This is a genomic window from Streptomyces sp. GbtcB6, assembly GCF_019091475.1.
In the GTDB taxonomy this organism is placed as follows: domain Bacteria; phylum Actinomycetota; class Actinomycetes; order Streptomycetales; family Streptomycetaceae; genus Streptomyces; species Streptomyces hyaluromycini.
The window spans coordinates 1-12,949 of sequence record NZ_JAGXJL010000107.1; the positions used below are offsets into that span (position 1 = coordinate 1).

Sequence of the window (12,949 nt, forward strand, 5' to 3'; positions counted from 1 at the left end):
CCGCTCCGTTGTCGCCGACCACGGCCACGATCTCGCCGTGGCCGACGGTGAGGTCGATGCCCTCCAGGGCGTGCACGCCGCCGAAGAGCTTGACCACCTGGCGGAGTTCGAGGAGCGGGGCCGCCGTGGTCACGGCGGCCGTTTCCTTGCTCATCCCATTTCCTTCTTGCAGGTGGCCGTCGCCGCGGTGGGACCGGTGCAGATCTGCTTCCAGGTCCAGACGCCGTCCTTGACGAGCGTGGCGACCGTGTCGGCGTGCAGGTCCTGTACGGGGAGGAAGGCCGCCGGGACGCCGGGCTTCATGAAGCCGTTGTCCACGTAGCCGTCGACCTCGCTCTTGTCGATCTTGCCGTTCTTGAGCAGCTGCACCGTCAGTTCGGCGGCCTTGGCGGCCTGGAGCTTGAACGGCTTGTAGACGGTGCCGTACTGGTAGCCGAGCAGGATGTACTGGACCGCCTGGAGGTCGGCGTCCTGGCCGCCGATCACCGGTACCTTGCCGGTCAGCGACTGGGCCTTGAGTGCGGCGATGGAACCGCCGGCGGTGCCGTCGTTCATCACGACCACGGCGTCGATCTTGTTGTTGGTCTTGGTCAGGCACTGCTCCATCTCGGACTGCGCCTTGGCCGGGTCCCAGTTGGGCGTGTAGGTCTCGCAGGCGACCTTGACCTTGCCGGCCTTCACCAGCGGCTCGATGTACTGGTCCTGGCCCTTCTTGTACTGGGTGGTGCCGTAGTCGCCCTGGTTGCCGTAGATGCGGGCGATGACCTTGGGCTTGGCGGTCGTGCCGCCGGCGAGCACCTTGGCTGCGTCCTGGCCCTGGTTCTGGCCGACGGAGAGCGAGTTGAAGACGACCTGCGCCGCCGCCGGGCCGCCACGGGCGTCGTGGTCGTAGAGCAGCACGGGGACCTTGGCGACGGATGCCTTCTGGAGCGCGCCGCCGGCGATGTAGGGGTCGGCGGCGACCAGCACGGTCGCGGACGCGCCGCCCGAGATGGCGGTCTCGACCTGCTGGACCTGCTTCTGCGGGTCGTTCTCGGCGTTCTGGATGACGACCTTGGCGTCCGGCATGGCCTTCTTCATCGCGGCCTTGAAGTCGGGGCCGTCCTGAGTCGTGAAGCGCACGGTCGTGGTGTTGGGCAACAGCATGTAGACGGTCTTGCCGCCACTCGCGGTGCCACTGCCCCCGCCGGAGCCGCAGGCGGCGACCAGAAGGGCCGCCGCCGGCAGGGCGGCCAGACGTACGACAAGTCTTCGTGAACAGGGCAAACGGCGCATGGATGACACTCCTTCGTGAATCCGGCCCTCAGAGTGCGCAAACCTTTGCACCAAGGTTTCAGCCAGGTCAACAGTTTCAGCCAAAGATGATGCGGGCTTCGAGATATCGTTTGCACAACGGGGTGCCGTGGCAGCGTGTGGCGTGGTGGAAGAAGCGCACGTCCGCTGGCGCTTACCGACGAGTTGCGCCTTGGGTGGCTCCCGCTCCGGAGGCCGCGGGACGGAGATTTCAGTTCGGACACATGGCGGGGGCACGCGCGGGATGCCAGGCCGCCAAGTCGGCCGTCGGCCCGCTCGACCACCCACCGCTTCTGTGCCGACGGTCGCCTACGACCCGGCCGACCACCCCCCGCCCTCCGGGCGAGCATGCGGCGTCCGCCATGGGCAAACGGATCAAGGCGCCCCGACCTTCTCGCCCTTCGACTGAAAAGCGACCCGGGAAAATCTGCCTGCGCCCCAGCACCAGGGCCGCGTCGTTCAGGTGATGTGTCCTGGTTGATCACATGATGCCGAGGGTGATCAGTGGACGGTTGGCGTCGCGGGTGTGGTGGCGGAGTCCAGCGGCGATGTTCGTCTGGTTGCCGAGTCGGAGAGCGCCGATGGCCAGGTTGCGCAGGGATGCCATGGCACGTGGAGCGGTGCCGGTGCATACGCGGGAGGCGTCCTCGGCGTACGTGGTGTCCCTGATGTGGTGGATCTTGTTCTCGATGCCCCAGTGGCCGCGGACGCGGCGGGCGATCTCGGTTGCGTCGGCCTGCTCCGCGGTCAGGTCGGTCACCCCGTAGATGCGTTCCAGGGTGACCTTGCCGGTGGTGACGATCCGTCGGCGGCGCACGATCTGGACGGCCTGCACCGCGTGTGGGAACGCGATCCCGGCGACGGCGGCGGCCTTGATCCGGCGGATCTCGTCGCGGCCGTGCGCGGTGGCCCGCGTCTTGTCCAGGAGTGGCACTTCCCGCCATGGCAGGGCCTTCAGCCACTGGTGCAGGGTGGGCTGATTGCCCTTGATCAGCGCGATGTAGTGGGCGTGCTTGTCCTCGACGAGGAAGCGCGCGTGGGCGGTCTGCGAGTGGAGGGCGTCGAAGGTGACCACCGTGCCGTGCAGGTTGAGCGGGGCAAGCAGGGGCTGGAAGACGGTGATCTCGTTGGTCGTGGCGTCCACCTCGCGCTGGGCGGTGACCAGACCGGCCCCCGTCATAGCGGCGAGCAGATGGACCTGGGTGCCGTCGGTGCGGCGGGCACCGCGCACGGTCTTGCCGTCCACGGCGAGGGAGGGCAGGGGCCGCCGGTCGCTGTCGTTCTCCTCCTGGCCGGCGGCGCGTTCGCGCCCGGCGAGCCAACTTCCGACGGCTGTATCCAGCGCGTCGCCGTCGATGCGTTGGAGGACACGACGCACGGTGGCCTCGGCCGGGGCGACGGGGCCGCGGTCCGGCTCCCGGCATGGGCCACCGAGCCGAGCCGGGCCAGGACGTTGGGCGGGGCGTCGGCGGCCCACTCCGCGATCGCGGCCAGGGACTTCGCTCCGGCCAGGACCGCGCACGCGGCCAGGGAGAGGACGAAGGCGAGCGAGTGGCGTCGGCCCTGGTCCCGGCGGGGATCGGGCACCTGAGCCAGGCAGGTCAGCAGGCCGGGGAGGTCAGCAGGCCGGGGAGGTCATCGGGGACGGTCGGCGCGGTGTCGGCGAGTTGGCCCAGAGGGCGCGGGATGAGCGAGGATGAGCAGGCAGGCACGGTCTTCCGTCGTGGTGATCAGGGACTCGACACCTCATGATCACCGGAAGTCGTGCCTGCCTCCGCGTCAGCCCCCGCAGTCCTGCCCCAGCTCCTGAAGCCCAATCAACGCGGATGCACCGCCGGAACGACGCCGCCCTGCCCGCGTACCCCGTCGGTCACCGTCATCGTGGCGCCGACGGGGTACGCCCGTCACCCGCGAGCGGAGTGCGACTTCAGCGGATGCGGTGCTTCCGCCAGAAGGGGCCGAGGTCCCTGTGCGTCATCGACTGTGCGGCCTTCTTGAAGCCGGCGGTGGTGGAGACGCCGTACCAGTGGTCGTGGGCGTACTTCTTGATGAGGCGCGCCATGGTGCCGGCCCCGAGGACGTGCTCCAGGTCGGCCAGGACGCAAGGGCCGATCCCGTACACGACCTGGAAGTACTCGTCACGGTGTGTAGACCAGTAGGCCATCGAGTTGGTGAGCGCGGCGGTGGCGCTCGGCCAGGAGTCGTCCGGCGAGCACTCGAACCCGTCCCAGCGGTAGTAGCGCGCGTTGGCGTACTGAGCGAAACTCTCGTCCAGCCAGGGTGAGTTGTACTCGTCGTTGCCCACGACGCCGTACCACCACTGGTGGGCGATCTCATGGACGGTGGCGCCGCCCTCCTCCTCGGTGCCGAGGATGACCAGGCCGGGGTACTCCATGCCGCCGGCGAACCCGGGGGTCATCACGAGGTCGATCTCGCCGTACGGATAGCGGCCGAACTCCCTGCCGAACCGGTCGATGGCGGCGACGCCGTCCTTGCGGTTGAGGCGGACACCGGCGGCGGGCGTGTTCGGCGACCAGTACGACTTCACGCGCACGCCGTCGGGCGAGGTCTGGGTCGCGGTACGGAACGGGCCCGCCGCCCATGCGAAGTCCCGCACCCGCTTGGCGACGCTGTGGGTGACCGTACGCCCGGTACCGCCGGGGCGGGTCCATGTGCTGCCGGTCGCCGGGACCTTGAGGGCGGACGGGTGGTCAAGGCGCACCCGGAAGTCGCTCGCCAGGGTGTAGAAGCTCTCGCCGTACGACACATACGGATCGAGGTGCCATCCCCTCGCGTCGTGCACGGCGAGGACCGGCAGCGCGTTGCCCAGGAAGCGGAACGCGCCTTCGCGGCCGAAGCGGTTGTTGCGTGCGGGCACGGTGAGGGCCAAGTCGAAGGAGACGGCCGTCCGCTCGCCGCGTGCGAGCGGCCTCGGCAGAGCGATGCGCAGCGCCGTGCACTTCACGCCGGGGCGGCCCGGAGTGCCGCCGCGCACGTGGGAGACGCGGACGGGGGACGGTCTTCCGGATGTCCCGCAGCCGTCCTCGCCATTGCCCCACAGGCGTATGTACACCTCACGCAGGGGCCGGCTGGAGGCGTTGCGGAAGGACACCGTCTGCCGGCCCGCCCAGTGGGAGCCGTCGGCGTCGGCGCGCAGCTTCACGTCGTAGCTGGGGCGGTCGGGCGTCGCGGGTTCGGCCGCTCTCACCGCGGCGCCGGGCGCCGGGCCGGACGGCGTGCCGGCCTCGGCCACGGTGGAGCCTGCTGTCGCGAGCAGCGCGAGCAGGGCGACCAGCAGACGGCGACCGGTTCTTGAGGGGCCCGTGGGCGACGAAGGCATGGCTGACGACATGACAGATGACATGCCAGCGGATCTTGTCACAGGGTTCCCCACGGCCGACACAGGCCCGCGCGAAGAGGGGAGGTCGGCTCCGCTTGGGCGGCGAAAATGCCAGGGTAGGCAGGGGATGTTCGCTGTACGTTGGCGCACAGTAAGGATCCCGGTTCAACCCATCCGCAGTTCATCCCCTTCAATGAGGCCTGGTCAGGGACACCACGTACGCCGAGGACGCCTCCCGCGTACGCACCGGCACCGCTCCACGTGCCATGGCATCCCTGCGTAACCTGGCCATCGGCGCTCTCCGACTCGGCAACCAGACAAACATCGCCGCTGGACTCCGCCACCACACCCGCGACGCCAACCGTCCACTGATCACCCTCGGCATCATGTGATCAACCAGGACACATCACCTGAACGACGCGGCCCTGGCCCCAGCACTCCGCGTCTTCGGCCGCCGGCTACACCGGCCTCGCACTGCCTTCGGCTACGTCCGTGCCCGACAGCACAGAACCGACGCAGAATTGCGGTGGTTCACGCCGAGGCCGCGTTCATCGGGCCTTGGTACGGAGTCGGTCCGCCGCCTCGCGCATCGCGGCGGTGTGCTTTTACGGCGCCTCGGTCGGCCGTACCGAACAGGTGAACTCGTATGCCGCCCGCGGCGAGGCGGGCACCCGACACGGCAGGGCGGCGGCGGGGCCCAGGGAGGTCATGACGCTCCGACCGGCGCGGCGAAGACGTGCGTGACGGGCAGCGATCGCCGGCGCGCCACCCACCCCGTATTTCTCGTTTCCCACTATGGAACGAACGGCCCATTCGAATCGTCGGCAGGAGTGGGTCAGATGGTCCGGCGAACGGCGTGGGATGCCAAGTACTCCTCGTGAAAGATGAGTTTGCACACCACGACGTGACCGCATGACCAGGAAATATGTGCGTAACCTGTGGAAAATACGCGTGCCGCAGCTGTGTGGCTGAAACTCGCACAGTGTTTTCCAAGCAGGACTTCTTAGCGTTGCGGACGTTGTCCGGGCGGTCTGCGCGGGCCGATGAATTGTGGCGATCAGTCGTCACCGACAAAGGAGTCTGCATTGGTGGAGAGGCGTACGTTCATAGCGGGAGCCGCGGCGGCCGGTGCCGCAGCTGTTGTGGGCGGGACTGCTCTCGCTGCGGCGGCCGACCCGAACGAAACGGCTTCCACGGCCGGCCACGTCCGAGGCGCGACCGCGATCACGAAGGTGTTCGGAGACGGTCAGAAGCTCATCGCCGTGGCCGTCGAGTACGACCGCGACATCGACGGCTCCACCCTCTCGACGTCCACGTTCGCCGTCACCGGCCGGACCGTCACCAAGGTGTACGCGAACAGGACGGCCGCATTGGCCGAGCGGGGCAGGGACGGCCGGTTCGCCGTCGTCGAGCTCTCGCCCGACGACGCCGCGGCGGCGCTGTGGGTGACGCAGCAGGGCGGCGGCGCTGGGGGCGGCACGTCGACGGACTCGCCGAGCCCCAGCCCGAGCGAGTCGAGCGGCTCAGGCGGTGCCCCGGGAGCCGGCGGGCCGAAGGTGGGCGACAGCACGCCGGGCGGAACGATCGTGGCGGCGACGGCCTCGGTGGTCCAGAAGGAGACCGTCAGGACGACGCACGGCGCCCGCTATGCGGCCACCGGCACGACCCTGACGACCAGTGCCGTCGTGAACCTCATCGTGGACGACTTCAAGCAGTTCACCTTCGACGACCCCGCCACCGGGCAGACCCTGAAGTACAACCTCTTCATCCCGAAGGACTACAACCCCCGCAAGCGGTATCCGCTCGTGCTGTTCATGCACGACGCGAGCGTCGTCAACGTGGCCACCGAGGGCCCGCTGGTCCAGGGCCTGGGAGCCGTGTGCTGGGCCAGTGCCGAGGACCAGGCGAAGCACGAGAGTTTCGTCCTCGCCCCGGAGTACGGCTCCGTCGTCATCGACGACGACTACGCACCCTCGACGCTGTTCGACGCCACGGCCAACCTCGTCCAGGCCGTGACGGAGCAATACTCCATCGACGAGGACCGCCGCTACACGACCGGCCAGTCGATGGGCGCGATGATGTCGCTGGGTCTGAACATCAGGTACCCGGACCTGTTCGCGGCCGCGTTCATCGTCGCCGGTCAGTGGCCCGCCGAGCAGGTCGCACCGCTGGCCGACAAGAACCTGTGGATCGTCGTCTCCCAGGACGACGACAAGGCCTACCCCGGCGAGAACGCCATCACCGCGGCTATAGAGGACGCGGGCACCCAGGTCGCCACCGCGGTATGGGACGGCCAGTCCACCGCAGCCCAGTTCGCCGCGGACGTCCGCAACCTCAAGGCCCAGAAGGCACCGGTCAACTACGCCTCCTTCCTCACCGGCACGACTGTCACCTCCGACTCCGGCACAAGCGCGCACATGGGCACGTGGCACATCGCGTACACCATTCCGGGTATCCGGGACTGGATCATGAGGCAGTCCAAGTAAGACACCTCCCAAAGGGGCGGGTTCGGTGCTGACACAGCCCGGACCCGCCTTTCGGTGCGTTTAGGTGCACGTAGTCCGAGCCGGGTCGGAGCTCCGGTCACTCAGCCCCGGGGGCACGCGGTATCGCATCGGACTTGACCCGCTCATCCGTGGCAAGGTCCTGCGCCTGCTCACCTTGCTCACGCGCCCGCACGCGACGCGACGCGACGCACCAACTGTGCCCGCCACTCGGCAGCAACGGCATGCCGCACCCTTGTGCCGTCCGCGGGTTCGCCTGCCGCCACGGCCTTCGACCGGCGACCTCGTGCCCTGCGCGGACACCAGGGGACACAGGCGGACACCAGTCTCACCGCCAAGCCGACCCGACGGCCGCACAGTCGACAGCCCACCCACTGCTCACTCCCACGACTCGGCCGTGGCGGAAATCTGCACCTCCAGGCGCGGCGGATTCCTGCGCGTCCGGTGCGGAACTCCGGCGAAATCTGCGCCGTAACACCGCCAGGCAATCCCCCGCCCACACTCCTCGGTGTCAGTTCCCACCGGGAGGTGAACAAACCATGACGAAATCTGCCGAGCCCGCGGGTATCCGCACCGCACCGTGTGCGGATCGCACGGCCGGTGCACGGTACCGGGGCGATGTACGCCCTGGCCGTCGCGGTCATCACCGCACCGAGGGAACGGTCACTCACTCCGGCCCCGCCGCGACCGCCTCCACCACTCGGTGCACCGCCGTCACGGTCCGGGCCGGGCACGCGGACGGCCACTGGGCGCCGCCCGGTTTCCGGCCACAGACCGAGGAGCTTTGGATGGCGGAGCGAACGGTCCTTTCCGGCGTGACGTTGATCGACGGCACGGGAAGTGCCCCGCGGACGGGCATGTCCGTGGTGATCGACGGCGCCGTGATCACCGAAGTGGGTCCGGCCGACAGGACGGTGACGTCTCCTCAGGACCAGGTGTACGACCTGCCGGGGACGACACTGCTGCCGGGGCTCATCGACTGCCATGTGCATCTGCGGTCCAACGCGGGCGCCCGGCCGCGGGACGTGCACCTGTGGAACATGCTGACCTCGGTCGAGGAGCAGACCCTGCACGCCGCCGCCAACGCCCGTGAGGCGCTGCGGTCGGGTTTCACCACCGTCCGGGACACCGCGGGTTCGCTGCCCGAGGTGGCCGTCAAGCACGTGCTGGACGAGCACGTCCTCGACGGGGCCCGGGTCGTCGCCTCCGGCCTGGTCGGCATGACCGCCGGACACGGCGACATGTTCTGCCCGGCGACGCTCGACGAGAAGCGGATGTGGGCTCCGGCCGACGGCGCCGACGAGTGCCGTAAACGCGTCCGGGAGTACGCCCGGATGGGCGTGGACCTGATCAAGATCTGCACCAGCGGCGGCACGCTCTCCATCGGCGACAAGACCGGGTGGCGCAACTACACGGACGCCGAGATCGACGCCATCGTCGACGAGGCGCACGCCCTGGACCTGCGAGTGGCGGCGCATGCGCACAGCCGGGCCGGGATCGAGGCGGCCCTGTGCGCCGGGGTGGACACCCTGGAGCACGGCTCCGAACTCGACGACGACCTCATCGAGTTGATGCTGGAACAGGGCACGTTCCTCTGCCCGACCCTCACCCTCAGCGAGTTCATGGCGGAACACGGTCGGCAGCGCGGTCTGTCCGCCGAGCATCTGGACAAGGGGGAGCGGCTGCGCGAGCGCCGGCTCTCCTCCGTCCGGCGGGCCCATCAGGCCGGCGTACGGATGATCGCGGGCAGCGACTCCTCCAACACCATGCGGTTCGGCTCCCACGCCCGGGAACTGCAGTTGTTGCACGAGCAGGTCGGCATGACCCCGATGCAGGCCCTGGTGGCGGCGACCTCCGCGGCCGCCGACGCCCTCGGTCTCGGCGGCCGGACCGGAACCGTCGCTCCGGGGATGTGCGCGGACCTGCTGCTCGTGGACGGTGACCCGCTCGCCGACCTGGGCCTGCTCGGGGACCGGCGGCGGTTGCGCGCGGTACTGCGCGAGGGCCGGGCCATGGACCCGAACGCGGCCACGTCCATTCCCCAGGGTCTGGCCGCGAGGCGCCGGACCGCAGAGACCGACCGGGTGCCGCCTCGTTCGCCGGCATCCGCCACCGCGGGATAAGGAGACGACCAGTGCTGCGTTATCTGCTGATCCGGATCGCCCGGGCGCTCGCCGTCGTCCTGTGCCTGAGCGCTGTCGTGTTCCTGCTCGCGCATCTGATCCCCGGTGATCCGGCGACCCTCATCGCCGGCGAGAACTCCACGCCCGAGCTGCGCGCCCAGATCACCCGGGAGCTGGGGCTCGACCAGCCCGTGTGGTCGCAGTACCTCAGCTGGCTCGGGCACGCCGTCCGGGGCGACCTCGGAACGTCCCTGCTCGACGGGCAGAGCGTCGCCGCACAGGTCTCCGAGCGGCTCCCGGTGAGCCTGGAACTCGCCGTCTACGCCGCGGTGATCGCGGCCGTGTGGGGCATCCCGGCGGGCATCTGGTCCGCCATGCACCAGGGCCGGGCGGTCGACCGGCTGGTCAACGGCACCGCGTTCCTGGGGCTCGCCTTTCCGCCGTTCGTCGTCGGCACGGTCATGGTCCTGCTGGTGAGCAGACTGACCCCGGGCTGGCCGCTGTTCTCCTTCGTGCCGTTCGACCAGGACCCGCTGCTCAACCTCCAGGACCTGCTGCTGCCCGCGGTGGCGCTGGGCATCCCGTTCGGCGCCACGCTCTGCCGCTACATGCGGGCCGCCGTCCTCGACGTGGTCGGCCAGGACTTCATGCGGACCGCGGCGGCGAAGGGCGCCGGGCGACGGCGCCTGATGCTGCGGCACGCCCTGCGCAACGCGCTGGGGCCCGTGGTCACCGCGGGCGGTCTCCAGCTCGGGGTGCTGGTCGGCGGCACCGTCATCGTCGAGCAGGTCTTCGCGCTTCCCGGGCTCGGCTCGCTGATCGTCAACTCCATCACCCAGCACGACTTCACGGTGGTCCAGGGGGCGGTCCTCGCGCTCGGCGCCTCCTACGTGCTGATCAACCTGGTGACCGACCTGCTCTACCCGCTCATCGACCCCCGGATCCGGACGACAGGAGCACGTCGTGACGGCTGAGACCGTACTGCCCGACGCGGGCGCGACCGTGACCGCGAGGGCCGCCCGGCGAAGGCCGTTCCGCGGCTGGAACCCGACCCTCACCACAGGTGTCTGCCTGCTCGGCGGCCTGGTGCTGACCTCCCTGGTCGTCACCGGCTTCGGCCCCTACTCCGCCGAGGACGTCGGCAACGCCCTGCTCGGCGGGCCCACCGGCAGCCACTGGCTGGGCACCGACAACCTCGGCCGCGACCTGTTCACCAGGACCTTCGTCGCCGCGCTGCACTCCCTCCTGGTCGCCTTCGGGGCCACCACGCTCGCCGCGCTGATCGGCGTGCCCATCGGTCTCCTCGCGGGCTACAGCGGCCGACGGGTGGACGGGGTGCTGATGGCGGTGATGGACATCGCGATGTCCATCCCCTCGGTGCTGCTCGCGCTGGTGCTGGTCTCCGTGTTCACGCCGGGCACGGCGGTCCTCGTCGTGGGCATGGGGCTGATCTTCGTACCGTACTTCGCCCGGATCGTCCGCGCTCCGGCGCTGACCGTGCGCGAACGCGACTTCGTCTCGGCGGCCCGGATCGCCGGGGTGCGCCCGCCGGTGATCATCGGCCGCCATGTGCTGCCGAACGTGCTGTCCTCCGCGCTCGTCCAGTACGCCAACACGGCGGCCACCTGCGTGCTGGTGGAGGCGTCCCTGAGCTATCTGGGCCTCGGCATCCAGCCGCCGACACCGAGCTGGGGCCGAATGATCTTCGAGGGTCAGCGCTACATGGCGCACGACCCGCTGCTCGTCATCGTCCCCGGGATCACGCTCGCCGTGGCCACGGCAGCCTTCGGCCTGATCTCCGACGGCCTCCAGGAACGGATCGACCCGCGCGGCACCCGCCGTACGCCCTGATCCACGCCCCCTCCGCTTCTCGATTTCCCCCCACCACCTGGCACCTCTCCTCGCTCACCCAACCCTCAGGCACAGGCGGTCATGATCATGAACCACGGGTACACCCGCAGAACCACCCTCGCGCTCGGCGGCGGCACGCTGGCCGCGGCTCTCCTCTCGGGGTGCGGCGGCACGGCGACGACGGCCGGCAAGAGCAACGGCAAGCCCGTCAGCGGCGGTTCCCTCACCATCGGCCTCGACGCCGAGCCGACCACGGGCTTCGACCCGCAGGTGGCGCAGGCGTACAACGACCAGCAGATCATCTCCCAGTTCTACGAGGGCCTGCTCAGCCTGGACGACAAGGGCCAGGTCCAGCCCGGCCTCGCCAAGAGCTACCGGCAGGTCGACGCCACCACCCACCGCTTCACCCTCCGCGACGGCGTGACCTTCCACGACGGCAGCAAACTCACCACCGACGACGTCATCTTCAGCCTGGAACGGCTGATGGACCCCGCCATCAAGTCGCCGTTCACCCAGCAGTACAAGATCAAGAAGGTCACCGCGGTGGACGCCACCACCGTGGAGGTCAAGCTCAGCGCCCCGCAGCCGTCCCTCTACCACTTCCTGGCCCGCCCCTGGAGCGGCGCGATCATGAGCAAGAAGTGGACGACGGCCCACACCGAGGACCAGATCAAGACGGCGGAGAACGGCACCGGGCCCTTCAAGCTCACGAAGTGGACCAAGGGCGTCTCCATCCAGCTCGCCGCCCACACCGGCTACTGGCAGAAGCCGAAGCCCTACCTCTCCTCCGTCACCTACCGGCTCATCCCCGACGAGACCTCGCGGGTGGCCTCCCTGCGCTCGGGCGCCGTCCAGCTGATGGCCTTCCGCGACCTGCGGCTGGTGGACGACCTCAAGAAGACGGCCGGCATCACCGAGGCCAACGGGCCGCTCGTCTCCAGCGTCTGGATCAACATGAACACGCTGAGCGGGCCCCTTGCTGACAAGCGGGTACGGCAGGCGTTCAACCTCGCCGTCGACCGCCAGGCACTGATCAAGACCCTCGGCGGCGGCGACTCCGCCACCCTCGGCTATGTCATCCCGCCCCAGGACCCGTACGGCACCACCCCGACCTCCGCCGACTCGGTGTACGTGCAGAACCAGGCCAAGGCCAAGGAACTGCTCCGGGCCGCCGGCCAGACCAAGGTCAGCCTCGAACTGGTCGCGCCCAGCGACCCGGCCTACGGCCCCGACATCTCCGCCATGGAGCTGATGAAGGCCCAGCTGGCCCAGGTCGGCATCACCCTCAACCTCAAGCTGATCCCGTTCGCCACGGTCGTCCCGCGCGTGCTGTCCGGCGACTACAGCAACATGATCATGATGACGAGCGTGCTCAACGCCGACCCGAGCCAGTACGTCAGCCTCTGGTTCGCCAAGGGCAGCCCGGCCACCAAGGTCAAGGACCAGGACCTGTGGGACCAGATGGCGGCCGCGGCGAGCGAGAGCGACGACAGCAAGCGGGTCACCCGCTACCACCAGCTCGCCCAGTACATCGCCGACCAGTGCTACCTGATGGTGCCCTACGCCAAGGCGGTACGCGGCGAGGCCTGGACCGACAAGGTGGGCGGCTACCGGCCGGACGCCACGGCCACCCGTCTCGAACTCAAGAGCACCTGGCTGGCCTCGTGACAACCGGTGCACCGACCACCGCGCCGGCCGCCACCGCGGCCGGCGCCGGGGGCCGGGTCCTCGACGTCTCCGGGCTGCGCATCGGCTTCGGCGGCTCGGAGGTCGTCTCCGGCGTGGACCTGTGCGACGAACGCGGTGAGGTGGTCGGCCTGATCGGCGAGAGCGGCTGC

Annotated in this window: 8 protein-coding genes and 2 pseudogenes; 6 read left to right on the forward strand and 4 right to left on the reverse strand. The window is 69.5% G+C overall.

Translation table 11 applies throughout. The annotated features are described in order from the left end of the window. Nucleotides 1-150: 150 nt before the first annotated feature. The 4 genes and pseudogenes from KVT45_RS53545 to KVT45_RS53555 all read right to left on the reverse strand — a co-directional run bounded on the left by KVT45_RS53545 (nt 151) and on the right by KVT45_RS53555 (nt 4,633). The gene (locus KVT45_RS53545) at nt 151-1,275 is read right to left on the reverse strand and encodes a sugar ABC transporter substrate-binding protein (protein WP_217562161.1); all 1,125 of its coding nucleotides are present in this window, start codon (nt 1,273-1,275) and stop codon (nt 151-153) included. Nucleotides 1,276-1,774: 499 nt separating this feature from the next. Next, nucleotides 1,775-2,671 (reverse strand): ISAs1 family transposase, encoded by an 897-nt coding sequence (locus KVT45_RS53550; RefSeq protein WP_308311159.1) that lies wholly within the window; start codon nt 2,669-2,671, stop codon nt 1,775-1,777. Nucleotides 2,672-2,784: 113 nt separating this feature from the next. Next, nucleotides 2,785-2,880 (reverse strand): annotated as a pseudogene (locus KVT45_RS57445) (transposase family protein); the annotation flags it as partial. A 340-nt stretch (nt 2,881-3,220) separates the two neighbouring features. Beyond that, complete coding sequence (locus KVT45_RS53555; RefSeq protein WP_254648695.1) at nt 3,221-4,633, reverse strand: M1 family metallopeptidase; 1,413 nt, start codon at nt 4,631-4,633, stop codon at nt 3,221-3,223. A 203-nt stretch (nt 4,634-4,836) separates the two neighbouring features. On the opposite strand from KVT45_RS53555, the pseudogene KVT45_RS53560 reads away from it, so the two are divergent. The 6 genes and pseudogenes from KVT45_RS53560 to KVT45_RS53585 form a co-directional block, all read left to right on the forward strand. Beyond that, nucleotides 4,837-5,025 (forward strand): annotated as a pseudogene (locus KVT45_RS53560) (ISAs1 family transposase); the annotation flags it as partial. 696 nt (nt 5,026-5,721) lie between these two features. Further along, nucleotides 5,722-7,119, forward strand: coding sequence for an alpha/beta hydrolase-fold protein (locus KVT45_RS53565; protein ID WP_308311160.1), 1,398 nt, complete (start codon nt 5,722-5,724; stop codon nt 7,117-7,119). Between the two features lie 806 nt (nt 7,120-7,925). Next, a complete protein-coding gene (locus KVT45_RS53570) occupies nt 7,926-9,260 on the forward strand; it encodes an amidohydrolase family protein (RefSeq protein ID WP_254648696.1) in 1,335 nt (444 codons plus the stop codon). A gap of 11 nt (nt 9,261-9,271) precedes the next feature. Continuing rightward, entirely contained in the window at nt 9,272-10,234 is a 963-nt protein-coding gene (locus KVT45_RS53575; RefSeq protein WP_217562167.1) for an ABC transporter permease, read from the forward strand. Further along, a complete protein-coding gene (locus KVT45_RS53580) occupies nt 10,224-11,111 on the forward strand; it encodes an ABC transporter permease (RefSeq protein ID WP_308311161.1) in 888 nt (295 codons plus the stop codon). The genes KVT45_RS53575 and KVT45_RS53580 overlap by 11 nt, the downstream gene beginning before the upstream one ends. A gap of 87 nt (nt 11,112-11,198) precedes the next feature. Further along, nucleotides 11,199-12,779 carry an ABC transporter substrate-binding protein gene (locus tag KVT45_RS53585; protein WP_254648697.1) on the forward strand — a complete coding sequence of 527 codons (1,581 nt, stop codon included), beginning with the start codon at nt 11,199-11,201 and terminating at the stop codon, nt 12,777-12,779. The last annotated feature ends 170 nt before the right edge of the window (nt 12,780-12,949 follow it).